Annotated in this window: 26 protein-coding genes; 14 read left to right on the forward strand and 12 right to left on the reverse strand. The window is 68.4% G+C overall.

Translation table 11 applies throughout. From position 1 onward, the window contains the following. Nucleotides 1–26: 26 nt before the first annotated feature. Nucleotides 27–281: a hypothetical protein gene (locus ACFY1L_RS22220; protein WP_388826942.1), complete on the reverse strand. Its 255-nt coding sequence runs from the start codon at nt 279–281 to the stop codon at nt 27–29. Between the two features lie 395 nt (nt 282–676). On the opposite strand from ACFY1L_RS22220, the gene ACFY1L_RS22225 reads away from it, so the two are divergent. The 13 genes from ACFY1L_RS22225 (at nt 677) to ACFY1L_RS22285 (ending at nt 13,107) form a co-directional block, all read left to right on the forward strand. Then, nucleotides 677–2,122 (forward strand): APC family permease, encoded by a 1,446-nt coding sequence (locus ACFY1L_RS22225; protein ID WP_388826748.1) that lies wholly within the window; start codon nt 677–679, stop codon nt 2,120–2,122. 60 nt (nt 2,123–2,182) lie between these two features. Then, nucleotides 2,183–3,433 carry a cytochrome P450 gene (locus ACFY1L_RS22230; protein ID WP_388826751.1) on the forward strand — a complete coding sequence of 417 codons (1,251 nt, stop codon included), beginning with the start codon at nt 2,183–2,185 and terminating at the stop codon, nt 3,431–3,433. Nucleotides 3,434–3,468: 35 nt separating this feature from the next. Next, complete coding sequence (locus ACFY1L_RS22235; RefSeq protein ID WP_388826754.1) at nt 3,469–4,887, forward strand: FAD-dependent oxidoreductase; 1,419 nt, start codon at nt 3,469–3,471, stop codon at nt 4,885–4,887. A gap of 22 nt (nt 4,888–4,909) precedes the next feature. After that, nucleotides 4,910–5,137 (forward strand): ferredoxin, encoded by a 228-nt coding sequence (locus tag ACFY1L_RS22240; RefSeq protein WP_388826757.1) that lies wholly within the window; start codon nt 4,910–4,912, stop codon nt 5,135–5,137. 43 nt (nt 5,138–5,180) lie between these two features. Then, a complete protein-coding gene (locus ACFY1L_RS22245) occupies nt 5,181–5,441 on the forward strand; it encodes a ferredoxin family protein (RefSeq protein ID WP_388826760.1) in 261 nt (86 codons plus the stop codon). 61 nt (nt 5,442–5,502) lie between these two features. Further along, the gene (locus ACFY1L_RS22250; protein WP_388826763.1) at nt 5,503–6,333 is read left to right on the forward strand and encodes a cytochrome P450; all 831 of its coding nucleotides are present in this window, start codon (nt 5,503–5,505) and stop codon (nt 6,331–6,333) included. Between the two features lie 16 nt (nt 6,334–6,349). Continuing rightward, nucleotides 6,350–6,724 (forward strand): cytochrome P450, encoded by a 375-nt coding sequence (locus tag ACFY1L_RS22255; protein WP_388826927.1) that lies wholly within the window; start codon nt 6,350–6,352, stop codon nt 6,722–6,724. A gap of 10 nt (nt 6,725–6,734) precedes the next feature. Then, nucleotides 6,735–6,920 carry a rubredoxin gene (locus ACFY1L_RS22260; RefSeq protein WP_388826765.1) on the forward strand — a complete coding sequence of 62 codons (186 nt, stop codon included), beginning with the start codon at nt 6,735–6,737 and terminating at the stop codon, nt 6,918–6,920. Between the two features lie 194 nt (nt 6,921–7,114). Continuing rightward, the gene (locus ACFY1L_RS22265; protein ID WP_388826768.1) at nt 7,115–8,344 is read left to right on the forward strand and encodes a cytochrome P450; all 1,230 of its coding nucleotides are present in this window, start codon (nt 7,115–7,117) and stop codon (nt 8,342–8,344) included. A 44-nt stretch (nt 8,345–8,388) separates the two neighbouring features. Beyond that, nucleotides 8,389–9,525 (forward strand): zinc-binding dehydrogenase, encoded by a 1,137-nt coding sequence (locus ACFY1L_RS22270; RefSeq protein ID WP_388826771.1) that lies wholly within the window; start codon nt 8,389–8,391, stop codon nt 9,523–9,525. A gap of 36 nt (nt 9,526–9,561) precedes the next feature. Beyond that, nucleotides 9,562–11,040 carry an aldehyde dehydrogenase gene (locus ACFY1L_RS22275; RefSeq protein ID WP_388826774.1) on the forward strand — a complete coding sequence of 493 codons (1,479 nt, stop codon included), beginning with the start codon at nt 9,562–9,564 and terminating at the stop codon, nt 11,038–11,040. Nucleotides 11,041–11,084: 44 nt separating this feature from the next. After that, entirely contained in the window at nt 11,085–11,906 is an 822-nt protein-coding gene (locus tag ACFY1L_RS22280) for a coniferyl-alcohol dehydrogenase (protein ID WP_388826777.1), read from the forward strand. A gap of 100 nt (nt 11,907–12,006) precedes the next feature. Further along, entirely contained in the window at nt 12,007–13,107 is a 1,101-nt protein-coding gene (locus tag ACFY1L_RS22285; protein WP_388826780.1) for an S-(hydroxymethyl)mycothiol dehydrogenase, read from the forward strand. 32 nt (nt 13,108–13,139) lie between these two features. Here ACFY1L_RS22285 and ACFY1L_RS22290 read toward each other — a convergent pair whose 3' ends face one another. From ACFY1L_RS22290 to ACFY1L_RS22300, 3 genes are all read right to left on the reverse strand, one after another. Then, nucleotides 13,140–14,450, reverse strand: coding sequence for a dihydrolipoamide acetyltransferase family protein (locus tag ACFY1L_RS22290; RefSeq protein ID WP_388826783.1), 1,311 nt, complete (start codon nt 14,448–14,450; stop codon nt 13,140–13,142). 10 nt (nt 14,451–14,460) lie between these two features. After that, entirely contained in the window at nt 14,461–15,444 is a 984-nt protein-coding gene (locus tag ACFY1L_RS22295) for an alpha-ketoacid dehydrogenase subunit beta (RefSeq protein WP_388826786.1), read from the reverse strand. A gap of 72 nt (nt 15,445–15,516) precedes the next feature. Then, nucleotides 15,517–16,572: a thiamine pyrophosphate-dependent enzyme gene (locus tag ACFY1L_RS22300; protein ID WP_388826789.1), complete on the reverse strand. Its 1,056-nt coding sequence runs from the start codon at nt 16,570–16,572 to the stop codon at nt 15,517–15,519. 229 nt (nt 16,573–16,801) lie between these two features. Here ACFY1L_RS22300 and ACFY1L_RS22305 point away from each other — a divergent pair, with 229 nt between their 5' ends. Further along, complete coding sequence (locus ACFY1L_RS22305) at nt 16,802–17,512, forward strand: M24 family metallopeptidase (RefSeq protein ID WP_388826930.1); 711 nt, start codon at nt 16,802–16,804, stop codon at nt 17,510–17,512. A gap of 61 nt (nt 17,513–17,573) precedes the next feature. Here the strand turns inward: ACFY1L_RS22305 and ACFY1L_RS22310 are convergent, their stop codons facing one another. The 8 genes from ACFY1L_RS22310 to ACFY1L_RS22345 form a co-directional block, all read right to left on the reverse strand. After that, nucleotides 17,574–18,335: an SDR family NAD(P)-dependent oxidoreductase gene (locus ACFY1L_RS22310; RefSeq protein ID WP_388826792.1), complete on the reverse strand. Its 762-nt coding sequence runs from the start codon at nt 18,333–18,335 to the stop codon at nt 17,574–17,576. Then, entirely contained in the window at nt 18,332–19,363 is a 1,032-nt protein-coding gene (locus ACFY1L_RS22315; RefSeq protein ID WP_388826795.1) for a Rieske 2Fe-2S domain-containing protein, read from the reverse strand. The genes ACFY1L_RS22310 and ACFY1L_RS22315 overlap by 4 nt, the downstream gene beginning before the upstream one ends. A 92-nt stretch (nt 19,364–19,455) precedes the next feature. Continuing rightward, nucleotides 19,456–19,848: a RidA family protein gene (locus ACFY1L_RS22320; protein WP_388826798.1), complete on the reverse strand. Its 393-nt coding sequence runs from the start codon at nt 19,846–19,848 to the stop codon at nt 19,456–19,458. Between the two features lie 16 nt (nt 19,849–19,864). Continuing rightward, the gene (locus tag ACFY1L_RS22325) at nt 19,865–20,743 is read right to left on the reverse strand and encodes a PDR/VanB family oxidoreductase (protein ID WP_388826801.1); all 879 of its coding nucleotides are present in this window, start codon (nt 20,741–20,743) and stop codon (nt 19,865–19,867) included. 390 nt (nt 20,744–21,133) lie between these two features. Beyond that, nucleotides 21,134–22,123 (reverse strand): Lrp/AsnC family transcriptional regulator, encoded by a 990-nt coding sequence (locus ACFY1L_RS22330; protein WP_388826804.1) that lies wholly within the window; start codon nt 22,121–22,123, stop codon nt 21,134–21,136. 114 nt (nt 22,124–22,237) lie between these two features. Then, nucleotides 22,238–22,942, reverse strand: coding sequence for a M24 family metallopeptidase (locus tag ACFY1L_RS22335; protein ID WP_388826933.1), 705 nt, complete (start codon nt 22,940–22,942; stop codon nt 22,238–22,240). Nucleotides 22,943–23,049: 107 nt separating this feature from the next. Then, the gene (locus ACFY1L_RS22340) at nt 23,050–23,793 is read right to left on the reverse strand and encodes a glucose 1-dehydrogenase (protein WP_388826807.1); all 744 of its coding nucleotides are present in this window, start codon (nt 23,791–23,793) and stop codon (nt 23,050–23,052) included. A gap of 45 nt (nt 23,794–23,838) precedes the next feature. Continuing rightward, nucleotides 23,839–25,059, reverse strand: a complete 1,221-nt coding sequence (locus tag ACFY1L_RS22345) for a cytochrome P450 (RefSeq protein WP_388826810.1) — start codon at nt 25,057–25,059, stop codon at nt 23,839–23,841. Nucleotides 25,060–25,098: the final 39 nt, after the last annotated feature.

Below are 25,098 nucleotides of genomic sequence, written 5' to 3' on the forward strand. Positions count from 1 at the left end.
AGGGGAAGGGGCAACTCGCGCGCGCTCTATCGATCTCGCGCGGGTTCACTGTCCTTCATGAAGGTCCCGATCAGACTCTTGGCCGAGACCAGCGCCCAGACGCCCTCCAGGAGGAGAAACCCCCACTGGTGATCGAGGACGGCGATGACCGACAAGATCGTCGACCCCACCAGATTCAAGGCGAGGTACCTGCGCGTACCGACTCCCAGGCGGCCGAGCTGGACCGCGACGAACGCCGCGAGCACGTTCAGCGATCCGAAGACCGAGATGATCTGTTCCACGGGCACCTCCGGTACGGCGCCGTCGTCAGACCGGGTACGGCGTTCACTCTCGTCCGGAGGGCCGGGTTCTCTGAGCCCTGTGGGGAACGGTACCAAGTCGCGCGCGAAATGGTGAACCTCCCCCGGGGCTGCCTGCGGGGAGGGCCCGTGACCGTGCGCAGGAGGGGCGGGTACCGCCCTCCTGCCTGTCGCCGAGGTCAGTTTCGCGCTTGAATCCGTGACGTGAGGGAGAGACTGCCGGTTGCCGCACGGTAATTCTGACTAAAACTCTTGTCACGGGTTGTGATCCGGCCTACAGTCCTGCCACTGAACCAGCTCCCACCTGCTGGCTGCCCGCGCATCGCCCGGATCAGCAGCGGCCCGCCGGAGCGCGGTCTCCCGGGAAGGATCGTCCTGTGGAATCAGCAGCCACCCAGCGTCTGAAGCGAGACTTCAGAGCGCGAGACGCACTCGTCTTCTCCTTCGCCACCATCTCGCCCATCGCGGCCCTCTATTCGGTCTTCGGCCTCGTACTCGTGGCAGCCGGCCCGCTCGGCTGGTGGGGATACGTCGGAGTACTGGCTCTTCAAGTCCTGGTCGCCTGCACTCTCGGGCTCATGGTGTCCCGGTGGCCCGTCGAAGGCGGTGGCTACCAGTGGGCCAGGCGGCTGGCCGGGCCCGGCTACGGCTGGGCGGCGGGATGGGCCTACCTGTGGACCTGGATCATCGGTGTCGCGTCCGTCGCCTACTTCATGGCGGGACTCCTGCCGCCGCTGCTGAGCATCGACCCGTTCACGGTGACCCAGCAGACGATGGTGTCGCTTGTGATCATCGTGCTTGTCACCGTCCTCAACATGCTCGGTCCCACGGTTCTGAAGGTCTTCACCCGACTGTGTCTGGTCGCCGAGGCGATCGGTTCGGTCTTCCTCGCGGTCGTCCTTCTGGTCTGGCACCGGGACCACCCCCTGTCGGTTCTCACCGAGAGCGCCGGGGCCGCGCACGGCAACTACCTGTGGGGCGGATTCTTCTTCGCCGTCGCGCTGATCGGCTACTCGTTCGCCGGCTTCGAGAGTGCCTGCTCGATGGCGGAGGAGATCAAGGACCCGGCGCGTCACCTTCCCAAGGTCATGATCTATGCGGTGCTCTCCCTCGGCGCCGTCATACTGATCTCGTCGCTGGCGCTGCTGCTCGCTGTCCCGGACCTGCCTGCGGTCATGCTCGGGCAGGTGGCAGACCCGGCCTCCGACACCATCGTCGCCGCGTTCGGCGCCGGCATCGCGAAGCCGTTCCTGGCCCTGATCCTCCTGGCTTTCGCCGCCACCCTGGTCGCGTGTCACACCGCGGCGTCCCGAGTGCTGTGGTCGTTCGCGCGCGACGGCTCGGTCCCCGCGTCGAAGTTCCTCGTGAAGCTGTCGGACCGCCACAACTACCCGATCCGGTGCCTCGTCGTCGGCGGCGGTCTCGCCGCCGTCGTGACGGTCTCGGCCTTCTCGAACAGGATCTACACCACGCTCATCGCCGGCTCGACCACCGGGTTCTACGTCACGATGGCCCTCATCGTGGGCGCACTCGCCGTCAAGGTGTTCACCGGACGGTTCGAGTACGGGCCGTTCAACTTCGGACGCGCCACCCCCGTACTCGTCGCCGCGTCTCTGGCCTGGCTGACCTTCGAGGTGGTGAACCTGTGCTGGCCTCGGGCCACCGGCCAGGCGTGGTACGTGACGTGGGCCGTTCCGCTCGGGGTCGCCGCCATCGGCGTCCTCGGCGTCGTCGTTCGCCTGAGTGTTCGCACGTCTGGCGACGGCCTCGGGGAGAGCACCGATCCCGACGCCGACGGCGAGCGGCTGGCCTCTGCCGTGTGATCCCGCCTCGCCCGCAACCCGCTCCTGAGCCCGCACCGGCGTAGAAGAAGTGAGAGACCTGTGACTGAGACTGGCGTGTACGACGTCGACAACCTCAACGCACCGCTGCTGTCAGCCGACCCCTACGCCTTCTTCGCTCCGCTGCGGGAAACGGATCCGGTGCACTGGAACCCGTACCGTAAGGCGTGGCTGGTGACCCGCTACGAGGACGTCACCTTCGTCACCAGGAACCCGGACATCTTCAGCAGTGCCCCCAAGGGGCTGAAGGCCTCGGAGTACTACCCGCCGATCGACGAGGACGCCTGGGACCTGGTCGACGGCGTCGACCCGGCCTACCGCGGTCACCTCGGCATCGGGCTCGGGGACATCCTGGTGCTCAGCGCCGACCGCCCCGACCACCTGCACATGCGCGAGGCCCTGCACGAATGGTTCACCCCGCGCAACATCAAGCGCTGGACAGACCTCATCCGCAGCACCGTCGACGGTCTCATCGAGGCGAAGTACGACGACCACCGGATGGAGTTCAAGAACGACTTCGCCACCCAGCTGCCGTTCCTCGCGATCCGGATCATGCTCAACCTGCCGGAGTCCGACGCCCTGCTGCTGAAGGAGACGACGGAGCGGCTGACCAACCCGGCGGACGGCACCGCCGGTGCCGTGGCCGCGCTCCACGAACTCGCCGCCTACTTCGGCCCGCTCCTCGACGAGCGGGGCAAGAACCCCGGCGACGACATCCTCTCGCTGATCGCCGCCGGCGAGAAGAAGGGCGTCTACACCCGCCCGCAGGCCATCTCCGTCGCCATCACCATCCTGCTGGCCGGACACGAGACCACACTCACCCTGATCACCAACGGCCTGTACGCGTTCATCAAGAACCCCGACCAGTGGGACCTGCTGCGCACCGATCCCGACGGCCTCGCCCAGAAAGCCGTCGAGGAATGCCTCAGGTTTGAGCCGTCCCTCGTCATCATCAACCGGCGCGCGACCCGGGACGTCGAACTGAGTGGCACGGTGATTCGCGCGGGTGACGACCTGTACGGCATCGTGGCCGCCGCGAATCGCGATCCTCGGGCGTTCGAGGATCCCGACAGCTTCGACATCACGAGGTTCCCGAACCGGCACATCACGTTCGGCGGCGGAATCCACCACTGCCTCGGCGCCGCCCTCGCGCGCCTGGAGAGCCAGATCGCCTTCACGGCACTGGCCAAGCGGTTCGAGCGATTCGAACTCGCCCAACCGACCGTGGAGTACATGCCCGACGTCTTCGTGCACCACATGCACCAGCCGATCGAGCTGATCGTCACGTGGTGATGCCCCGTCCGGAACCGAGCCGAAAGGCAAGCGCGATGAAGCAAGATGAACCGGCACCGGCACCGGCACCGGCACCGGCACCGGCACCGGCACCGGCACCAGCCCTGCGCGTAGCCGTCGTCGGATCCGGTCCCGCGGGTTTCTACGCCGCAGGACACCTGCTGAGCCGCGACGGTGTCCCGGCCGAGGTCGACGTGTACGAGCGCCTGGCGGTGCCGTGGGGGCTGGTACGGCACGGTGTTGCGCCGGACCACCAGACGATCAAGTCCGTCACAGCCGCCTACGAGAAGATCGCCCGGCGGCCTGGGTTCCGGTTTCTGGGCAATGTCGAGGTCGGTGCCGATGTGACGCACGCGGAGCTCGCGTCCGCCTACCACGCCGTCATCTACGCGGTGGGGGCGGCGCGGGACCATGGCCTCGGGATACCGGGGGAGGCACTGCCCGGCTCCTGTTCCGCCGCCGACTTCGTGTCCTGGTACAACGGTCATCCCGACCACGCCGAGCGCGAGTTCGACCTGACCTCGACCGCCACCGCCGTGGTCGTCGGCAACGGCAACGTGGCGCTGGATGTGGCGCGGATGCTCGCCTCGGACGGCGCGGATCTCCGCACGACCGACATGGCCGATCACGGCGTCGAGGCTCTGTCGCGATCGGCATTGCGGGAGATCATCGTGCTGGGCCGGCGCGGTCCCGCGCAGAGCGCCTTCACCGACGTCGAGCTTCGGGAACTCGCCGACCGGGACGACGTGGACCTGGTGGTCGACGCACCGGAGGAGACCTTCGTCGGCCTGGACCCGGCGAACGCCGCCCAACAGCGCAACGTCGACCTCCTGCGGGCCCTTCGAAACCGAGAGCCGAAGGGGTGCCACAGGCGCATCGTTCTTCGCTTCGCCGCTTCGCCGACCGAGGTGATCGGAGGCGAGAAGGTCGAAGAAATCCGCGTCGCGCGAAACGCCCTGACGCTTGAGAGCGATCGGGTCACCGCGCGGCCGACGGGGGACACGCAGGTCGTCCCGGCGCAGCTGCTGATCCGGGCCATCGGGTTCAAGAGCTCACCGCTTCCCGGCGTGCCTTTCGACGACGTACGCGGAACGCTCCGCAACGACGACGGCCGGATCGTCGAGCCGCGGACCGGCGATCCGATCGCCGGCACGTATGTCGCCGGATGGGCGAAGCGCGGTCCCTCCGGGGTGATCGGGACGAACAAGCGCTGTGCCGTCCAGACCGCGCAACTGCTCCTCGCCGACCGTGACGCCGGACTGCTGCCGGAGCCGCGGTCGACCTCCGCGGACCTGCTGTCCCTCCTGGAACAGCGCGGGGTGGAGGTGGTCCGCGAAGCCGGCTGGGAGTTGCTCAACAGCCATGAGAAGGGACTGGGCGAGTCACAGGGCCGGCCCAGGGTCAAGGTGGTTCGCCGAGCGGACCAGCTGGCCGTGGCTCTCGGCCGGGGTTGAAAGAGAGACAAGGGACCGGGAAATGCATCAGCACAGCCTCGACATCTCGGTGGACGCCGACCTCTGTATCGGCAACGCGATGTGCAGACAGGCCGCGTCGCGGACCTTCGTCACCGACGAACACGGCCAGTCGGTCGTCGGCGAGCCGCCCTTGGACGGGCGCGAGCAGATCCTGCACGCGGTGTCGGCGTGCCCCGTCGCCGCCATCGTCGTGCGGGACGCCGAGACCGGAGAGGAACTGTTCGAGTGACGCTGCCCGAACCCCGTATCGACGAAGGTATGTGGAGAACAAGATGACCTACGTGATCACCGAGCCCTGCATCGGTACCAAGGAATTCTCGTGCGTGGAGGTCTGTCCGGTCGACTGCATTTCCCCGGCCCCGGAGGACCCCGAATCGAGTTCGGCGAGTCAGCTCTACATCGATCCCTACGGCTGCATCGACTGTGGCGCGTGCAGGACCGCCTGCCCGGTCGACGCGCCGATGCCCGCCGATCAGGTCCCGGCCCACTGGCTGAAGTACATCGAGATCAACGCCAACCACTTCGGCCATTGACAGTGCCGGGACGGCGAGTCCGTCGCGTCGATTCACTCGATTCAGATGACAGGAGAGAGTCGTGGCAGTGAAAGATGATCTTTCCGGCATCCAGGCCGACGCCAGGACGGGGCGTGACGAGCGCCCGCTCGAGGAGGTCGTGTTCGAGGAGCCGGCCTTCTTCCGGAACCCGCACCCGGTCTACGCCCGCCTGCGCCACGAGGCGCCGGTGTGGTGGTGCAAGGAGCAGTCCGCGTGGCTGGTGAGCAGGTACGAGGATGTTCGCTCGGTCCTGCTGGACGCGAAGACGTACAGCAACAAGCCCCACCAGGGCCTGTACGGACCGTACGACGACGAGAACGCGGGCTCGTTCTTCCTGAAGGACCAGCCAGAACACACCGCCTGGCGACGGATCTTCACCGGCGGCGGCGGTTTCAGCGCGGCGGCGATGAAGGCCTGCCGGGACGCGATGGAGGAGATCTGCTCCGACCTCGTCGCGAAGCTGCCCGAGGGTGACATCGACGCGGTCCACGACATCAGCGTTCCGCTGACCGCCAGGTTCCTCGCGCGCTTCTACGATCTCCCGGCGGACGAATCGCCATGGGTCGAGGCGATCACGGTCTTCTATCACCCGGGCACGGGCGAGCTGACGCCCACGCTCCTGACGTACTTCGAGGACCTGGTCAGGCAGCGACGCGAGACGCCGGGAAACGACCCCCTCTCCAGGGCGGTGCTGGCCAACGACAGCAAGGGCCCGCTGCTCACCGATCAGCAGATGGCCTGGAACTTCCATGACATGGTGCTCGCCGGCGCCGCGTCGCTCTACGCGGCGATCGCCGAATCGGTGGCGGTTCCTCGCGGAGCACCCCGAGACACAGGATCCGCGCTACTGGGAGACCCCCGCGGCTGCTGAACGCTCGACGGAGGAGATCCTCCGGTGGCTGGAGCATGCCCACTGGTTGTTCCGGACCGCGGTCGTGGACGTGGAGCTGGGCGGTCAGCAGATTCGTGCCGGTGACGGCGTCTTCCCGGTCATCGCGTCGGCGAACAGGGACGAGGGCGTGTGGGGCAACGGCGACCAGCTCGACCTCGATCGCGACGCCGGGGTGCAGAGCCTCGCCTTCGGGTACGGGCCGCACATCGCCGTGGGGGCGATGGTCGCCCGGGCGTTCCTCGCGACGCTGCTGCCCATCCTCGTCCGTGCCCGCGCGCCGTTCCGCCTCGGTGGCACGCCCGAGCGTGTGCTGGGCAACGGCGTCAGCACTCCGACCACGGTCCCGATCGCACCGGCCGACGAGAACTGAGAGGCAGACGATGAGCACCGAGACGACGACCGCACAGAAGTGGTACTGCGCGCCCTGCGGATACACGTACGACCCCGTCGAGGGCGACCCCGACGGCGGTGTGCCGCCGGGCACGAGGTTCGAGGACATTCCGGCGAGTTGGTTCTGCCCCGTCTGCGGAGCCGACAAGCAGTGCTTCGCCGCCCTGCAGAGCTGACGAGCTGTGTCAGAAATGCTGATCGCGACTGATATTCATGGTGAAGATTCGTGCCACATCATCTTGGGATGCGCGAAATCCTTGTCTTGCTGTGATGTTGAGATTACGATCGCATGACCGACCGGGCGGACCCTGCTTGGCAACCGCGGGGCGCCACGCCGGGCTTCGAAGCCCGTTGACGAAGGAGCGGACGGATGAGTGTGCAGCAGACGGCGTCGACGTTCGGTGTGGGGGACCTGCCCGAGATCGATGTCTTCTCGGCGGAGTTCCGGTCCGCCCCTTGGGAGGTCACCCGTCGCGCCCTGGCCGACAGCCCCAATGGCCTCGCGCGCAGTTCGCGCGGGATCGAGGCGCTGACCTACGCGGCGTGCCACACGCTGTTCAGTGACCGTCGCCTGAAGATCGGGTTCGACGAGATGTACGCGGCGACGGGCTTCGACGAGTCCAGTGCCGTGTTCCAGTCAGCGGTGACGAGCATCAACAATCTCGAAGGCGACCATCACAAGAACCTCCGCACCCTGCTCGGCAGCTACTTCAACCGCGAGTGGGTGCAGGCGCTCCGGCCCACGGTCGGCGCGATCATCGAGGACCTGGTCGACGGCTTCGAGCCCCGCGGGACGGTCGATCTGGTCACCGAGTTCTCCCCGAAGATCCCCTCGCGCCTCTTCACCCAGCTCATCGGCGTTCCCCTCGCCGACGCCACGTTCCTGGAGAGGATCTCGGACCAGCTCCTCAAGGTGGTCTACATGGACCCGGCGAACAACGAGGCCATCGAGGCGGCCTACCAGGAGCTGGCCGACTACGTGAACGGACTCATCAAGGAGAAGCAGAAGGCGCCCGGTGACGACGTGGTCAGCTATCTGCTGGCGGCGGAGGCGGCCGGCACGGTCTCGCGGCGCGATGTGGTGGTCAACACGACCGCCTTGCTGCGCGCGAGCACCGACACCACGTCCGGTCAACTCGGGCTCGTGCTAGCCGAGTTGGCGAGCCGCCCCGATCTCTGGAAGCTCTGCCACGCCGATCCCGCGGTCATCGCGCCCGCGGTGATGGAGGCGGTTCGCTGGCGCACCGGCGCGTGGTCGATCCTCCGGATCGCCCGCGAGGATCTCACCGTGCTCGACACGGAGGTGCCGGCCGGCACCGAGTTCTTCGGGCTCGCGGCAACCGCCCACCGGGACCCGGAAGCATATCCCGAGCCCGACGTGTTCCGGATCGACCGGAAGCGACCGAAGCCGACCCTGAACTGGGGCACGGGCATCCACTACTGCCTCGGCAAGCCGATCGCGCAGGTGGAGATGGAGGAGGCCGTCCGCGTGCTGACGCGGCGATGGGCGGCGATCGACTTCGCCACACCGTTCGAGACGCGAGGCGAGCCGTTCACCAGTCAGCCCGCGCGCATGGAGATGACTTTCAGCGTTCGTTGAAGCGGACCGGCGGTGACTCACGCCGAGTACAGGAGGATTTGGCAGTGATTCCCAAGACGATGCACGCCATGGTGCTGACCGGCCACGGCGGCCTCGACAGACTCGTCCACGAGAAGGACTGGCCGGTGCCCAGCCCCGGCAAGGGCGAGGTCCTCGTCAAGGTCGGCGCCTGCGGCATCAACAACATGGACCTCAACGCGCGTACGGGGTGGTACGGCTCCACCGTCACCGAAGGCATGACGGAGAAGGTCGCTCTGGAAGGAGCGCCCGCCGACGCCACCGACCTCGGGAACTGGAATCGTGACGAGTTCCAGTTCCCGAGGATCCAGGGGAGCGCGATCGCGGGAACCGTCGTCGCGGTCGGAGAGGGAGTCGACGAGGGGCGCGTAGGACAACGGGTCATGGTCGATCCCATCCTCCGAGATGAGCAACTCCCCTTTCTGGCCCGGGGTGTGGGAAGCATCGGAAGCGACACGGACGGTGGTTTCGCGGAGTACGTGGCGGTCCCCTCGCCCAGCGCGATCGAGGTGAAGGCCAAGGTCTCCTTCGTCGAGTTGGCGGGCTTCCCCGTCTCGCACACCACTGCGGAGGAGATGCTCGTTCGCACCGACGTGAAGGCCGGTGACAAAGTCGTCGTCCGCGGCGCCGGAGGTGGAGTGGGAACAGCTCTGGTCCAGTTGGCTCGAATGCGTGGGGCAACCGTCCTGGCGATCGCGAGCGCCGAGAAAGAGGCCGAGGTACGCGCCCTCGGCGCGAGCGAGTTCGTCGCCCGGGATGTCGAGGACCAGACAGCGGCCGTTCTCTCCGTCTTCGGCAGGCGTGGTGTCGACGTCCTGTGCGACGTCGTCGGCGGTGAGTCGTCGATGGAGCTCCTCAGTCTCCTGCGGCGTGGTGGCCGGCTCGTCACCGCAGGAGCACTCGCGGGCCCGTTCGCCCGCGTGGATCTACGCGAGATCATCTACAAGGACCTCCAGGTCATCGGTGTCGCCAGCCCGGAGATCGAGACGACCGCGAACCTGGTCAGGTACATCGAGGCCGGGCAGATCACCGCGCACGTCGACCGCGTCTTCCCGTTGACACAGCTGCGCGAGGCCCAACGGGCTTTCGCCGAGAAGAAGTTCATCGGCAAGCTCGTGATCCAGGTGTCGGAGGACGACCTGTCCGGCAGCCCCGGGCTCTGACGAGCACACGGCCAACTCTGCATACGGGAGAGAGCATTGAGTACCAGCACGAAAGTCTCCGACCTCCTCGGCACGTCCGAGCCCGGTGTCTACATCGACGGCGGCTTCCACGACGCGGCCGACGGCGCGCGATTCGAGACGGTCAACCCGGCCACCGACGAGGTGCTGGCCGACGTCGCCGCGGGCGATGCGGCGGACATCGACCGGGCCGTGCAGTCGGGCGCGCGGGCGTTCCGCGACGGCGACTGGTCCTTCGCCTCACCGGGAGAGCGCCGGGCGGTGCTGCTGCGTCTCGCCGACCTGGTGGACGAGCACACCGAAGAGCTGGCGATGCTCGAATCGCTGGACGGTGGCAAGCTGCTGGGCATCGCCCGCGAGGCCGACATCCCGTCCGTCGCCGCGACCATACGGTGGTACGGCGAGGCCCTCGACAAGATCTACGACGAGATCGTGCCCACCGGCAGGACCGAGTTCGCGACGGTCACGCGTGAACCGCTCGGCGTCGTCGGTGCCGTCACCCCGTGGAACTTCCCGCTCTACCTCGCGACCTGGAAGCTGGCCCCCGCGCTGGCGGCTGGCAACAGCGTGGTCCTCAAGCCCGCCGAGCAGACCCCGCTCAGCGCCCTTCGTTTCGCACAGCTCGCCAAGGAGGCCGGACTTCCGGACGGCGTCCTCAACGTCGTACCCGGATACGGGCACACCGCGGGCAAGGCGCTCGGGCTGCACCACGACGTCGACTGCATCTGCTTCACCGGATCGACCGAGGTGGGCAAGTACTTCCTTCAGTACTCCGGCGCGTCCAACATGAAGCCGGTGTGGACCGAGTGCGGCGGCAAGAACCCGAACATCATCTTCTCGGACGCCGACCTGGAGCGCGCGGCCGGCCTGGCCGCGGACGGGGTGTTCTACCACCAGGGGCAGGTCTGCTCGGCTCCGACGGTGCTGCTCGTGCACCGGGACGTCAAGGCGGACCTCATCGACCTCGTGATCGAGCGCGCCAAGGGCTACCGCCCCGGTGACCCGCTGGACGAGAACTCCACCATGGGCCCCCTCATCGACCGCAAACAGGTCGAGAGCGTGATGGGCCGGATCGAGCGCGGACGCTCGTCGGGCCGCCTGGTGCTCGGTGGCGAGACGGCGAGCGTCAACGGTCGCGGCTGCTTCGTCGAGGCGACGGTGTTCGACGACGTCGACCCGCGGTCCGAGCTCGGCCAGGAGGAGATCTTCGGACCGGTGCTCTCCGTCGTCGGGTTCGACGACGAGGCCGAGGCGATCGCGATCGCCAACGGCACCGACTACGGTCTGTCGGCCTCTGTGTGGACCCGCGACCTGACCCGCGCGCACCGGGTCTCCCGACTCGTCCGTGCGGGCACCGTCAGCGTGAACACCGTGGACGCGATCAACGTGGCCGCGCCGTTCGGCGGATTCAAGCAGTCCGGTATCGGCCGGGACCTCTCCCTGCACGCGCTCGACAAGTACACCGGCCTCAAGACGACGTGGATGGACCTCTCCTAGAGGTGTGACGGTCGTTCGAAAGCGTGCACATACAGGAGTTGCAGATGGACCTTCAGCTGGCAGGAAAGAACATCGTCGTCACGGGCGGCTCGTCCGGTATCGGGGAGGCCACGGTCCGGAGTCTCGAAGCCGAGGGCGCCGTGGTCACGGTTCTCGACATCAAGGCACCGGCCGACGGCCGCGCCCACGTCCAGTGTTCGCTCGCCGACCCCGACTCCGTCGCCGACGCCGTCGAGCAGCTGCCCGAGCGGGTCTTCGGGCTGGTCAACTCGGCCGGCGTCTCGGGCGAGCAGGCGGGTGAGGACGTCATGCGGATCAACTTCCTCGGTCTGCGCGAACTCACCGAAACCCTGTACGACCGTCTTGAGCCGGGCGGCGCCGTCGTCAACGTCGCCTCGGACGCGGGCATGTTCTGGCGGGACCGGGTCGCCCTCTGCCGTGAGCTCATCGAGACACCGAGCTACGAGGCCGGTGTCGAGTGGGTCAAGGCGAACCCGATGTCGGGCCCCGACGCCTACTGGTTCTCGAAGGAGGCGGTGGTCGTCTACACCCAGTACCGGGCGCTTCGCCGCTTTCCCGCCGACCGTGTCCGGATGAACTCGGTGAGCCCGGGGGCGATCGCCACTCCGCTCCTTCCCTCCTTCTACCGGACCATCGACAAGGACCAGCTCGACACGGCACGCGATGCCGTCGGCGGAGACGGCGCTCCCGCCGACGTCGCCACGCTCATCACGTTCCTGCTGAGCCCACGAGCGCGCTGGGTCAACGGCGAGGACGTCAACATCTCGGGCGGCGGCGACGGCGCGATGATGACCGGGGCCCTCGTCCTGCCCGGCCTTGAGATCCCGCACCTGGCCGGGACCTGACGCCGGCTTCGGCGACTTCGCACATGCGGGCCGGGCGCGTCGAGCGCCCGGCCCGGTCTGTCGTGAGCGGGCACATTCGCATCAAGAACGAAGGAGAACCATGCATCAGGTGAAGGGCGTCATCGCCCGGGGCAAGGGCCGACCGGTCGAGGTCGTCACGGTCAACGTGCCCGACCCGGGCCCCGGGGAGGCGCTGGTGAAGGTGCAGGCCTGCGGGGTGTGCCACACCGATCTGCACTACCGCGAAGGCGGCATCAACGACGACTTCCCGTTCCTGCTCGGTCACGAGGCGGCGGGTGTCGTGGAGGCCGTGGGCCCGGACGTCACCGGCGTGGCGCCGGGGGACTTCGTGGTGCTCAACTGGCGGGCGGTGTGCGGTGAGTGCCGGGCCTGCCGGCGCGGCGACCCCCAGTACTGCTTCGACACGCACAACGCGACGCAGAAGATGACCCTGGAGGACGGCACCGAGCTCTCACCCGCCCTCGGCATCGGCGCGTTCGCCGAGAAGACACTGGTCGCGGCGGGGCAGTGCACCAAGGTCGACGCCTCGGCCCGGCCGGCCGCCGTCGGCTTGCTGGGGTGCGGAGTGATGGCCGGCATCGGGGCGGCGATCAACACCGGCGCCGTCAGCCGCGGCAAGTCCGTCGCGGTCATCGGCTGCGGCGGGGTCGGCGTGGCCGCCATCGCAGGCTCGGCGCTCGTCGGGGCGAGCCCGATCATCGCCGTCGACATCGACACCAAGAAGCTCCAGACCGCGAAGAAGATGGGCGCCACCCACACCGTCGACTCCTCCCAGGTCGACCCGGTCGAGGAGATCAAGCGGATCTGCGGCGAGTTCTCCGACGGCGCGGACGGCGCCGACGTGGTCGTCGAGGCGGTCGGCCGCCCGGAGACCTGGAAGCAGGCGTTCTACGCCCGCGACCTGGCCGGCACCGTCGTCCTGGTCGGCGTCCCCACCCCGGAGATGAAGGTGCCCGACCTGCCGCTCATCGACGTGTTCGGCCGCGGCGGCGCGCTCAGGTCGAGCTGGTACGGGGACTGTCTGCCGTCCCGCGACTTCCCGATGCTGGTCGACCTCTACCGGCAGGGCCGCCTCGACCTCGACGCCTTCGTGACCGAGGAGATCGGCATCGACGGGGTCGAGGCGGCGTTCGAACGGATGCACCACGGCGACGTCCTGCGCTCCGTGGTGATCCTCTGACCCTCACCTGAGCGCGGGGCGTGCGAGAGACACTAGCTGAGCAACAACTCCCACTTCGGATTCTCCAGGATCCTGCCCACCCGGGCGAGCACCCTGCTGCCGAGTTCGCCGTCGACCAGCCGGTGGTCGAACGACATCGCCAGCTGGGCGGTCCAGCGCAGGGCGATGCCGCCCTTGTGCTCCCACGGAGTGCGTCGCACCGCTCCGACACAAAGGATGGCGGCCTCGCCCGGGTTCAGGATCGGGGTACCGGAGTCGACCCCGAAGACCCCGATGTTCGTGATCGTGATCGTCCCCCGCGCCATGTCCTCGGGGCTCAGCCCGCCCTCGCGCGCGGTCCCCACGAGTTCCGTCAGAGCGCCGGCGAGCCGGGGCAGCGACAAAGCGCCTGCGTCCTTGATGTTGGGCACCATCAGCCCGCGCGGGGTGGCGGCCGCGATGCCCAGGTTCACCTGGTGGTGCAGCACGATCTCGTTCGCCTCCCGGTCCCAGGAGGCGTTGATGTCGGGGAACTCACGCACCGCGGCCAGCAGCGCCCGTGCCACCAGCAGGAGCATCGTGACCCGGGACCCCTCGAAGGCGCGCTCCGCCTTGAGTTTCTCGACTAGCTTCACCGAACGGGTCACGTCCACGGTCACGAACTCGGTCACATGCGGCGCCGTGAACGCACTGCCCACCATCGCCGCCGCGACGGCCTTGCGGACGCCCTTCACCGGGATGCGCGTGACGGAGGCGGCGGGAACCGGTACGGCGGCGCGGTCCGCGTGGTCGGGCACGGGCCGCTCGGTGGAGACCGCCGTCTCGGCGGAGCGCAGGACGTCGTCCCGGGTGACCCTCCCCTCCGGCCCGGAGCCGCTGATCACACTCAGGTCGACGCCCAGGTCCTTCGCGAGCTTGCGCACGGGCGGCTTGGCGAGCGTCATCACCGCGCCGGGTCGGCTCGCCCCGTTCGGCGTGGCCGTCACCGGCGTCCGACGTCGCCTGCGGGTGCCGCTCGCCTCGCTGGGGCCGTAACCGACCAGCACGGAGGGTGCGGGCTCCGGGTGGTCGTCCGTGTCGGGCACGGGTTGCGTCGATGGCGGGGTGTCGACGGTGGTCTCGGCGTCGGTTGTGACGCTGATGATCGGTGTGCCGACGGCGACGGTCTGCCCTTCCTCGACGAGGAGTTCGGCGATCACACCGTTGTACGGCGACGGCAGCTCGACCAGGGACTTCGCGGTCTCGATCTCGACGAGGACCTGGTTGTGCGTGACGGTGTCGCCGACGGCGACATGCCAGCTGACGATCTCGGCTTCTTCGAGGCCCTCACCGACGTCGGGCAGGCGGAACTGTTGGACGGTCATGTCAGCGTCCTCACCAGGCGAAGGAGCGGTCGACGGCGTCGAGGACGCGGTCGAGGTCGGGCAGGTACCGGTCCTCGAACTTGGCCGGGGGATAAGGGGTGTTGAACCCGCCGACCCGCAGGACCGGAGCCTGGAGACGGTAGAAGCAGCGCTCGGTCACCGCCGAGCCGATCTCGGCACCGAGCCCGGCGAAGGTGGGAGCCTCGTGCACCACGACGCAGCGGCCGGTCCTGTCCACCGAGCGGGAGATCGTCTCCAGGTCCAGCGGCGCGAGGGACCGCAGGTCGATCACCTCGATGTCCCGGCTTTCCTCGGCCGCGGCGCTCGCTGCCTGGAGGCAGGTCTGCACCATGCCTCCGTAGGTGAGCAGCGTGATGTCACGGCCCGCGCGCACGACCCGGGCACGGTCGAGCGGCAGCACGCGTTCGTCGTCGGCGGTGTCGGCGACCTCGTCCTTGGTCCAGTAGCGGCGCTTGGGCTCGTAGAAGATGACCGGGTCCTGGCCGGACAGCGCCTGACGCACCATCCAGTGCGCGTCCAGGGGGTTCGAGCAGCACACGACGCGCAGTCCCGCCGTATGGGCGAAGTAGGCCTCGTTGGACTCGCTGTGGTGTTCCACCGCCCCGATGCCGCCGCCGACCGGGATCCGGATCACCACCGGGACCGAGAGCCGCCCGCCGCTGCGGGCACGGAGTTTGGCCAGTTGGGAGACGATCTGGCTGAACGCGGGGTACACGAACCCGTCGAACTGGATCTCGCACACCGGGCGGTAACCGCGCAGCGCGAGGCCGATCGCGGTGCCGACGATGCTCGCCTCGGCGAGCGGGGTGTCGATCACACGGTCGGCGCCGAAGTCCTTCTGGAGGCCGTCGGTGACGCGGAAGACGCCGCCGAGTACACCGACGTCCTCGCCCATGACGATGACCTTGGGATCGTCTTCGAGGGCGTGCCGCAGGCCGGTGTTGATCGCTTTGGACAGGGTGAGCACGGGCATGTTCGCTCCCGTCGAGAGCCGCATGGGGTGGGGCGGCTGGTGGGCTGGTCGATCAGTGCACGGGTGGGTTGATCAGTCGACATAGGAGGCGACGAGGGCCTCGTACTGCCGTCGTTCCTCGGCCAGCAGCGGGGTCTCCTGCGCCAGCACGGTGCCGAACAGGCTGGTGACGTCTCCGAGCGGGAGTTCTCGACAGATACGGCGGGTCTCCGCGGCGAGCGCCGCGCACTCCTGCTCCAGCCCGTCCCGGAACTCCGCGTCCAGCCAGCCCCGGTCGACCAGCAGCGTCTCCAGCCGCGTGATCGGGTCGAGGTTCTGCCAGGTGTCCAGCTCGCCGGGGGCCCGGTACCGGCCGGGGTCGTCGGACGTGCTGTGGCCGGCCATCCGGTAGGTGATCGCCTCGATCAGCGCCGGGCCGCCTCCGGCGCGGATCTGGCTGGCGACCGCGCTGGTCACCGCGTGCACGGCCAGGACGTCGTTGCCGTCGACCAGATGGGCGTCGAGCCCGAAACCGGCGGCCCGCTGATGGAGCGAGGCACGCATCTGGGTCTGGGTGGGAGTGGAGATCGCCCACTGGTTGTTCTGGCAGAAGAACAGCAGGGGGGCGCCGGCGGCAGCGGCCCAGTTGAAGGCCTCGTTGGCCTCGCCCTGGCTCGACGAGCCGTCGCCGAAGTAGGCCGCGACGATCTCCTCCGTCCCGTCCCGCTGCACGCCCATGGCATAGCCCGTGGCATGCGGCAGCTGCGCGGCCAGGACCAGCGTGTAGATGTGGAAGCGGTACCGCACCGGGTCCCACCCGCTGTGCTGGTTGCCGCGCCACTGCACCAGCAGTTCGGCGGGCGTGATGCCGCGGCACAGCGCGGCGGCGTGCTCGCGGTAACTGGGGAAGACGTAGTCGTCGGAGCGGAGCGCGGTGATCGAGCCGACCTGTGCGGCTTCCTGTCCCAACGACTGGAGCCAGAGGCCTAGTTCGCCCTGGCGTTGCAGTGCGAGAGATTCGTTGTCGAAGCAGCGCGCCAAGGTCATGCGCCGGTAGAAGTCACGGCACAGCTCCGCCGTGACGTCGAGTGGCCATCGTGGGTCGGAGCGCAGTGTGCCATCGGGGGCGAGCAGTTGCACGGGTTCCATGCAGGTCCTCCACCGGGTGCGCCGCAGCGCGGGGCGCCGGGTGGGCGGCCGCGCCGCGACGGGGTGTGTTGCCGTCGACTAAGATCGTAAGTTGTACGGCTGAAACTCTCTTGGAGTGAATATAGCTCGGGTATTAGCAGGTGGCTATGGCATAAAACTCTTGTTCTTGTGGTGTTGCCTTGTATAGGGTGGCGCAGTCTGGACTGAAGGGGAGAGCCACATGGCAGAGCTGGTCTTCGATGAAGAGGCACGTGTTCAGGGCCTGTTGGCGGCCCAGGCCAAGGCGGAGGAGCTCTTCGACGCGATCGTCGAGGACCGGCTGGTGCGCGCCGGGCGCAGCGAGGTCGAGGTCAGCAAGGACATCCACGTGCTCGCCAGGAAGGTACTCGGCGTGGCCCGGTACTGGCACGCCCGCATCGTCCGCGCCGGTGCGAACACCCTGCTGCCCTACGACCAGTCAGCCTCCGTTCGTGTCCTCGAACCCGACGACATCGTGTTCTGCGACCTGGGCCCGATCTTCGAGGAGTGGGAGGCCGACTTCGGCCGGACCTTCGTGCTGGGCGACGATCCGGACAAGCTCCGACTCCGCGACGACCTGGCCCACCTGTGGGACGAGGGCCGCCGTCACTTCGAGCGGAACCCGGACGTGACGGGCGAGGGACTCTACGAGTTCATGGAAGCGCGGGCGCACGAGGCCGGATGGGAACTCGGCGCCGGCTTCAGCGGGCACCTCGTCGGCCAGTTCCCCCATGACATGGTCCCCCCGCCGGACGACGTCCACAGCTACATCGCCCGCGGTTCCGATCGGCCCATGCGACGCCTGGACGAGACCGGGCGGGTCTGCCACTGGATTCTCGAGGTGCATCTGGTGGACCGGCAGCGGCGGTTCGGTGGATTTCGGGAAGAGCTGCTCGATCTCGGTGGCGCGGCGGTGGTGTGACTCCGCCGCTCCGAATCGGCCGGCGCCCCACGGAGAAGGTCTCCGTGGGGCGCCGGCCATGTCAGATGGCCGCTCCGCCGTTCGGACTGACGACCTGTCCGACGAAGAAGCTTCCGTCGGGACCCGCCAGCATGGACACCGCACCGGCGATCTCTGCGGGCCGGCCGAACCGGCCCACCGGGACCGCGGCCTGCACCGCCGGGTCCTGGGACTCGGGCGACTGCTCGAAGAGCGGGGTCATGGTCGGCCCCGGCGCCACCGAGTTGACCAGCACACCCAGTGGTGCCATCTCCCGGGCGAGGGACTTGGTCATGGCGATGACCGCGCCCTTCGTCGCCGCGTAGGCCGTCGCCTCGGCCATGCCCACCAGGGCGACCTCTGAGCTGATGGTGATGATGCGGCCCGCCCGGCGCCGGGTCATGCCCGGAAGGACGGCGCGGACACAGGCGTAGGTGCCGCGGAGGTTCACCGCCATCAACCGCTCGTAGTCCTCCCACGGGAACTCCGCCGTGGGCCCCCAGGTGGCGATGCCCGCGGAGGTGACCAGTACGTCGACGCGGCCGTAGGCGGCCTCGGCGCGGCGGACGAGTTCCTCACAGGCGTGCGGGTCGGAGACATCGGCTTCGACCTGGAGTACGGCGGCCTCGCCGCCGGGATGGCCGGCCGCGACCGCGTCCAGCTCGCCGTTGTCCTTGTAGTAGTTCAGCACCAGGCGGTCGCCCTCCGCGGCGAACCGGCGGGCGACCGCCAGGCCGATGCCGGTGGCGGCCCCGGTGACGAGGACGGTTCGCTGGCCGGGGACCGGCATGGGGTCGGTGCTCACACGGTGCTCCGCTCTCGGACGCCCGCGGTCAGGGCGGTACGGACAAAGGAAGAGAAGGCGTTGCGGGTCGTCAGCGTGTACCGGTCCGCCGCGATGGAGACCTCGTCGAACGAACCGTCCAGGGGGACTTCGAGGGGCCACAGGCCGTCGAGGATGGGCTTGTCCTCGTTGATGACGAACTCCTCGTCGGCGAGGGCCTCTTCGGGAGTGGACACCGTGTAGTCCTCGGCCGTGCCGGACACCGGGTAGATGATCGTGCCCGTCGGCCCGAGCGGCTGGAAGCATTCGAGGATGATGCGCTGGCCCTGCTCGCCGTAGTCGAAACGCCCGGACACCAGTGCCGGCATCACCGCGTGGTAGTGCACGGCGACGCCTTCGTCGAAGACGTACGTGCCCGCGTCACCTCCGCCGACGGAGTACTCCCGGGTCAGCCAGGTCTCGAAGCCCTCGGCCCTGACGTGGAGCCTCTCGACCTCCTTGGGGACTCCGCCCATCGTCGAGGCGTGCACGAAGGGGAAGTGGGCGACGTCCCGGAAGTTCTCGGCCGAGGCGAGGATCCCGGCAGCGGTCGGGATCGGCGCACCGACCAGGTACGTCATCCCCAGAGGATCGAGTTCGGGCAGCTCCGGCACATCCGTCAGCGGATCGCCGAGCACCGTCCAGACCAGGCCGTAACGCTCCACCGCCGGGTAGGCGTCGATGCGGGCGTTCCGTGGAATCCGGGCGTCGGGGCCCAGCGCGGGGATCGCGGTGCAGGCGCCGTCCTCCCCGTCGAACTGCCACCCGTGGTAGGGGCAGCTGACGCTTGTGCCCCGGATCTCCCCGGCCGCCAGGTCCCCACCGCGGTGGGGACAGCGGCGGTCGGTGACGCGGACGGTGCCGTGAGCGTCACGGAAGACGACCAGTCGCCGACCGAGAAGTTCCGTGCCGTGGGGAGCGGCGATGTCACTGCTCCGGGCGACGGGGAACCAGGCGCGCCGCAGCCCCTCTGAGATTTCCTCGGTGGACAGGAGTTCGCCTACGGCCATCTCTCAAACCTTTCGATCGAAAGTCGTGCGCTGGTCCCTTCGGGGACGTCGGAGACCGCTCGGGTGTACTCGGCGGCGGCGGAGCGAGCGGGTCAGCGCTGTCGGACGGCGGTGGTCTGGATCTCCACCAGGGCGCCGAGGGGGAGCGCGCCCGCCTGGTAGGTGACACGGGCCGGACGGACCCGCTCCGGCAGGGCCGCGGCGTAGGCGTCGTTGACCGAGGCGAAGTCGGCGATGTCGGCGAGCAGGATGGTGACCAGGACGAGGTCCTCGAAGCGGAAGCCGGCGGCGTCCAGTACGGCGCCGATGTTGCTCATGACCTGAACGGTCTGGGCGGCGGCGTCCTCGCCGACCAACGCGCCGGCGGGGTCGAGGGCGATCTGGCCGCTGAGGTAACAGGTGTCGCCGACGACCACCGCGGGACTGTAGGGCCCCGCTGCCGGGGGGATGCCGGGGCCGTGGGTGACGAGGGTGTGAGGGGGCATGGGTGGCTTTTCGTCCCTACATGTCGAGAGTGAGCCGGGCGGATTTGGCGCGTGACACGCAGATGAGCATCTGGTCGTTCGCGGCCCGTTCGTCGTCGTCCAGGACGTCGTCGAGGTGCTCGGGCTCGCCTCCCGTCACTCCGGTGAGGCAGGTTCCGCACAGACCCTCACGGCAGGACCACAGGGGATTGAGGCCCGCGTCGATCGCGGCGTCCAGGACGCTCTGGTCCGGGCCCACCTTGACGGTCACCCCACTGCGGGCGAACTCGACCTCGAACCCGCTGTCCGTCGTCGACTGCTGCTGCGACGCCGTGAAGCGCTCAATGTGAAGTCGCGGACCCGGCACTTTCTGCGTGATCGCGTCCAGCAGGCCCGCGGGTCCGCAGCAGTACACCTCGCAGTCCGTGTCGAGTCTGGCCACGATCCGGTCGAGGTCCATGAATCCGCGGCTGTCCTCGGGCACCAGGTCGACCTGGCCCGATCCAAGGGCGTTGAGCTCGTCGACGAACGCCATCGCTGATTCGCTGCGCGCTCCGTAGATCAAGGACCACCTGTCACCACGCGCGTGCGCGGCACGGGCGTGGGCGAGGAGCGGGGTGATCCCGATGCCTCCCGCGATGAACAGGTGCCGGCTGCCCGAAGCGAGGGGGAAGTTGTTGCGCGGTCCCCTGAGTTCGAGTGTCTGGCCGACCCGCAGGCCGTCGTGCACTTCGACGGATCCACCGCGTCCCGCCTCCTGGCGAAGCACCGCGATGCGGTAGCTGCGCGGGTCGGACGTGTCCCCGCACAACGAGTACTGACGGATCTGCCCGGACGGCAGGACCACATCGACGTGGGCGCCGGAGGTCCAGGCCGGGAGCGGCTCGCCGACCGCACTGTCCAACTCGAGAGACACGACCTGCTCCGCCTCAAGGCGAACCGCGCGGACTCGTACCTCGAAGGCATCGGCTTCAAGGGTGGTTGATGGGCTCACCAGCGCACCTCACGGATTACTCTGCCAAGGTCCTGTACCCGAGATGCTAACACTAGAAAGTCGCAATGGGCGAGTTATTTTCAAACCCTGGGCGTCTCGACAGATGGTTTGGGTGTCGAGGTGCAGCGTGCCGCGAGTGGTCACGTAAGAGCCGGATGCCCGACCGGCATCGGGAGACGGACGACGCGCAAGTCGACGTACGGGATCAGCGTGAGGCGTGCACCGTGCGGGCGGGGCACCGCTGCCAGGGGCCTGCCGTGAGCGCCCGGCGCCCCACCGCGAACCTGGTACGCCGCCACGGAGGACACGCTGCTACGAGGGATCGACCGCCGGCGCGGGACGCTCGCCGATGCTGTCGGGCTGGCGGACGAGGCCGGACCACCACAGCGGGAGCTTCCGGAGCTCCAGATAGAGGAATATCTCCGTCGCGCTGATCCCGGGCGCCATCCGTAGCTCGTGCAGCACCAGCTCGACCAGACGCGCCCGGTCACGACAGGCGACATCGATCACCAGGTCGAACGGACCGGCCGTGGCCACCGCGAACTGCACCTCGTCCAGTGACAGCAGCACGTCGCGCACCGGACCGATCGGCCCCTGCGTACGCACCCCCACCGCCGCCACCACGCGTCCCTGACTGATCCGGTTGACCGACGTCTCGATCCGGACGGTCTGCGACTCGATCAACGCCACCGCACGTCTGCGCGCATGTGAATACGACAGACCCGTGTGATCGGCGACATCCTGGTACGAGGCACGTCCGTCGCGCTGGAGAGCCGCCAGTACGGCGCGATCCACATCGTCCAGCGGCTTCGCGCCCGTCGGCCGCGTACCGGAACCGATCGCGTCCTCCCCGGTGGTGTCCTTCAGCACCTCCAGGTACACCAGCACCGACCGCCCGTCGATCTCCTCACTGCCCCGCACATGCGTGTCCAGCAGCTCGTTGAGATGCTCGTCGTCCCGGCACACGAACTCCAGGAGCAGATCCGCGCTCCCCGCCACCGTCACGACCGTGTCGATCTCCTCGACCTCGACCAGCCGCTCGGCCACCTTCGCCACGTTTCCCCGCACCGTCAGCAGCACCATGGCCAGCGTGTCGTAACCCAGCACCGCCGGGTCCACCCGCGCCTGCACCCTGACGATGCCCGCCTCACGCAAGCGACGCAGCCGCTCACGCGCCGCATCGCCCGACAGGCCGACCCGGCGTCCCAGCTCGCCCAGCGCCATCCGGCCGTCCTCACGAAGCGACTCGATCAACCCGAGATCGACCTCGTCAAGAACGTGATGCCTGACCGGCTTCTCCACAGCAACCCCTTCCGAACAGTGCTGGGACGCACGCCACACTGCGAGATTCTGTCATCGAAAATACCTCGGCCCGCTCCTATGACCAGGGAGGTTGGGCAATCTGCCCACACCGGCTCAACCGTCGTGGCCCAGGTCCAGAAGCTGCTCGTGGAAGCCGCCGAACTGCCGCTCGCGATCCATGACGTAGACCTCCAGGATCCAGTGGCACACGCGGCCGATGTCGTCCAGACGACGCATGGGACGGTGCGAGTCGCGCGCGATATAGCTGTGGATGTCGTCGGGCGGCGGCACCATGTCGTGCGGGAACTGACCGACGAGATGGCCTGTGAAGCCCGCACCCAGTTCCCAACCCCGCGCCTTGACCTGCGACTCCATGAAGGCGAACAGCTCCGCGCTCGTCACCTCCGGGTGCTGCTCGAAGTAGCGTCGCCCGCTTTCCCACAGCTGGGGCAGACTGTCCCGCAGCCGCAGCTTGTCCGGGTCGTCGCCGAGTACGTACGTCCGCCCGAAGTCGGCCTCCCACTCCTCGAAGATCGGACCGAGGTCGCAGAAGACGATGTCGTCCTCCTCGATGACCCGAACCGGGGTCGACTCGTCGTAAGGGGCCGCGGTGTTGATGCCGGCGCGCACCAGACGCGCGTGCCAGTAGCGCGGCTTCCCGATGATGCCGCGGGCCAGCGCGTGGATGTCCTGGCTGACCTCCTCCTCGCTCCGGCCGGGGCGGATCAGATCGTGCGCCACCATGGCGTCGAACAGTTCCTCGGCCTTCTCCTGCGCCGCGAGGAGACCGGCGACGCGGGTCTCCTCGTCGTAGATCACTTGGCCCATCAGCGCTTACTCCTTTGACCGTGCGGGTGCCGCTTTCGGCGGCCCGATCTCCATGACGGCCCTCATCCCGTGACGGCCCCTCATCCCGTGACGGCCCCTCATCCCTTGAGGACCGCCAGGCCCGCGGTCTCGCCACCGTCCGCGACGAACTCCGCTCCGGTCGAGAAGCTGGATTCGTCGCTGGCGAGGAAGAGGACCAGTGCCGAGACCTCGGAGGGCTCGCCGATGCGCTGGAGCGCGACGTGGTCCTGGGACCACGCGCCCTCGCTGATCATCGGTGTGCGGACCAGTCCCGGGTGCACCGAGTTGACCCGGATGTTGTCGCGTGCCAGATCGATCGCCGCGCTCTTCGTCAGACCGCGGACTCCGTACTTGGACGCCACGTACGCGCCCAGGTTCTGGTAGCCCTGGAGCCCCGCGGTCGACGACACGTTGACGATCGAACCGCGTCCACTCCTCTTCAGCGGTCCGACGCAGGCCTGAATGCCGTGGAAGACCCCGGTGAGGTTGACCGCGATGACCTTGTGCCAGGCCTCGGGGTCGTAGTCCTCGACAGAACCGCGGATCGTGATACCGGCGTTGTTCACCAGGACGTCGAGACCGCCGAACCGGCTCACGGCCTCGTCCACCGCGGCCTGCCACTGCGACCTGTCGGTCACATCCAGGTGCACATACGCGGCCATGTCCCCTAGTTCATCCGCCAGTTCGGCACCTTCGGAGTCGAGGAGGTCGCCGATGACCACGCGTGCGCCCTCGGCGACCAGCGCGCGAGCGTGGCTGGCGCCCATTCCGCGAGCCCCGCCGCTGATCAGCGCGACCTTGTCCTGCACTCTGCCTTGCATCGGGGTGCGTACACCTTTCTCGTGCGGATGTTCCTGACGTGCCTCTCAGCCTCCGTCGGCCGGTGCGATCGGGAGTGTCCTCGGCGTGCTCACGCCGTAGGCCAGCACGCGCTCAGGCGTCCCGGCCAGGCGGAAGGGAGCTCGGTCGCGAACGAGGATGGGCAGCATCGTGGCAAGGAACGCCCGGCCTATCGACGTGCCCACGGAGATGTGCGGGCCGTAGCCGAAGGCGAGGTTCGGGACGCCGGCCTCGCGCCCGAGGTCCAGCTCCTCACCGTTCCCCCATACGGCCTCGTCCCGGTTGGCCGACGCGATGAGCGGGAAGACGCCGTCACCGGCGCGAATCCGCTGACCTCCCAGCTCCACATCCACCGTCGCGGTCCGGAACAGCCAGTGGGAGTGGCTGAGCCATCGATACACCTCCTCGGTCGAACGCGCGGCGGCGTCGGGCGACTCCCAGTGGAGCGGATCCTGTGCCTCGGGGTGTTCCGCGAGCACCGCGACCGACTCGGCGATCGCGACATAGAGCGAACCGGCGCCGGCGAACACCAAGTCATGGAAGTTCCAGGCCATCTGACGGTCGGTCAGCAGCGGGCCCTGGCTGTCGTTGGCGAGCACGGCCTTGGAGAGGGGGTCGTTCCCCGGGGCCGCGCGACGCTTCCTGACCAGCTCCTCGAAGTAGGTCAACAACTCCGGGGTCAGGTCCTCGGCGCCGGGATAGTAGAAGATGGGGATCGCCGCGACCCACGGTGACTCATCCGCCGGCAGATCGAAGAAGCGGCCGAGGAACTCCGCGGCCAACGGCACACCGAGGTCGCCGACCGCGTCGAACCCGTCCTTCGGGAGACGGGCGATGCTGTCGGAGCACATCTCCTCCATCATGCCCAGGACGGGTTTCATCGCCGCGGCGCTGTAACTGCCTCCTCCGGTGAAGATCCGGCGCCACACGGTGTGGTCCGGCTTGTCCTTGAGGAAGAACGAGCCCGCGTCCGGTTCGTTGTACGGGCCGTACAGACCCTGATGAGGTTTGTTGCTGAAGGACTCCGCGTCCAGCAGGACCGAGCGAGCGTCCTCGTACCTGCTCACCAGCCACGCCGACTGCTCCTCGCACCACCAGACCGGTGCCTCGCGTCGCAGCCGGGCATAGGCCGGGTAGGGGTCTCGGGGGGCCGGGACCTCGAAGAGGAACTCCAAGGCTTCCTTGAGCGGGCGCTCGTCGCCCTGTGTGGCGGCGGGGGCCTGAGTGCCAGAGGGATGACTCTTCACCGTCGGTTCTCTCCTGTCATCTGCGTATCCGTGTGAGGG

It is taken from the genome of Streptomyces sp. NPDC001663 (genome assembly GCF_042893105.1).
Taxonomy (GTDB): Bacteria; Actinomycetota; Actinomycetes; order Streptomycetales; family Streptomycetaceae; genus Streptomyces.

What these genes read in the sequence shown, in the direction of transcription:
- ACFY1L_RS22290 (WP_388826783.1), bottom strand. Translation starts at nt 14,450, where the DNA reads ATGACCGTCCAACAGTTCCGCCTGCCCGACGTCGGTGAGGGCCTCGAA.
- ACFY1L_RS22320 (WP_388826798.1), bottom strand. Translation starts at nt 19,848, where the DNA reads ATGCCCCCTCACACCCTCGTCACCCACGGCCCCGGCATCCCCCCGGCA.
- ACFY1L_RS22235 (WP_388826754.1), top strand. Translation starts at nt 3,469, where the DNA reads ATGAAGCAAGATGAACCGGCACCGGCACCGGCACCGGCACCGGCACCG.
- ACFY1L_RS22340 (WP_388826807.1), bottom strand. Translation starts at nt 23,793, where the DNA reads ATGCAAGGCAGAGTGCAGGACAAGGTCGCGCTGATCAGCGGCGGGGCT.
- ACFY1L_RS22280 (WP_388826777.1), top strand. Translation starts at nt 11,085, where the DNA reads ATGGACCTTCAGCTGGCAGGAAAGAACATCGTCGTCACGGGCGGCTCG.
- ACFY1L_RS22285 (WP_388826780.1), top strand. Translation starts at nt 12,007, where the DNA reads ATGCATCAGGTGAAGGGCGTCATCGCCCGGGGCAAGGGCCGACCGGTC.
- ACFY1L_RS22295 (WP_388826786.1), bottom strand. Translation starts at nt 15,444, where the DNA reads ATGCCCGTGCTCACCCTGTCCAAAGCGATCAACACCGGCCTGCGGCAC.
- ACFY1L_RS22260 (WP_388826765.1), top strand. Translation starts at nt 6,735, where the DNA reads ATGAGCACCGAGACGACGACCGCACAGAAGTGGTACTGCGCGCCCTGC.
- ACFY1L_RS22240 (WP_388826757.1), top strand. Translation starts at nt 4,910, where the DNA reads ATGCATCAGCACAGCCTCGACATCTCGGTGGACGCCGACCTCTGTATC.
- ACFY1L_RS22265 (WP_388826768.1), top strand. Translation starts at nt 7,115, where the DNA reads ATGAGTGTGCAGCAGACGGCGTCGACGTTCGGTGTGGGGGACCTGCCC.
- ACFY1L_RS22300 (WP_388826789.1), bottom strand. Translation starts at nt 16,572, where the DNA reads ATGGAACCCGTGCAACTGCTCGCCCCCGATGGCACACTGCGCTCCGAC.
- ACFY1L_RS22245 (WP_388826760.1), top strand. Translation starts at nt 5,181, where the DNA reads ATGACCTACGTGATCACCGAGCCCTGCATCGGTACCAAGGAATTCTCG.
- ACFY1L_RS22315 (WP_388826795.1), bottom strand. Translation starts at nt 19,363, where the DNA reads ATGGCCGTAGGCGAACTCCTGTCCACCGAGGAAATCTCAGAGGGGCTG.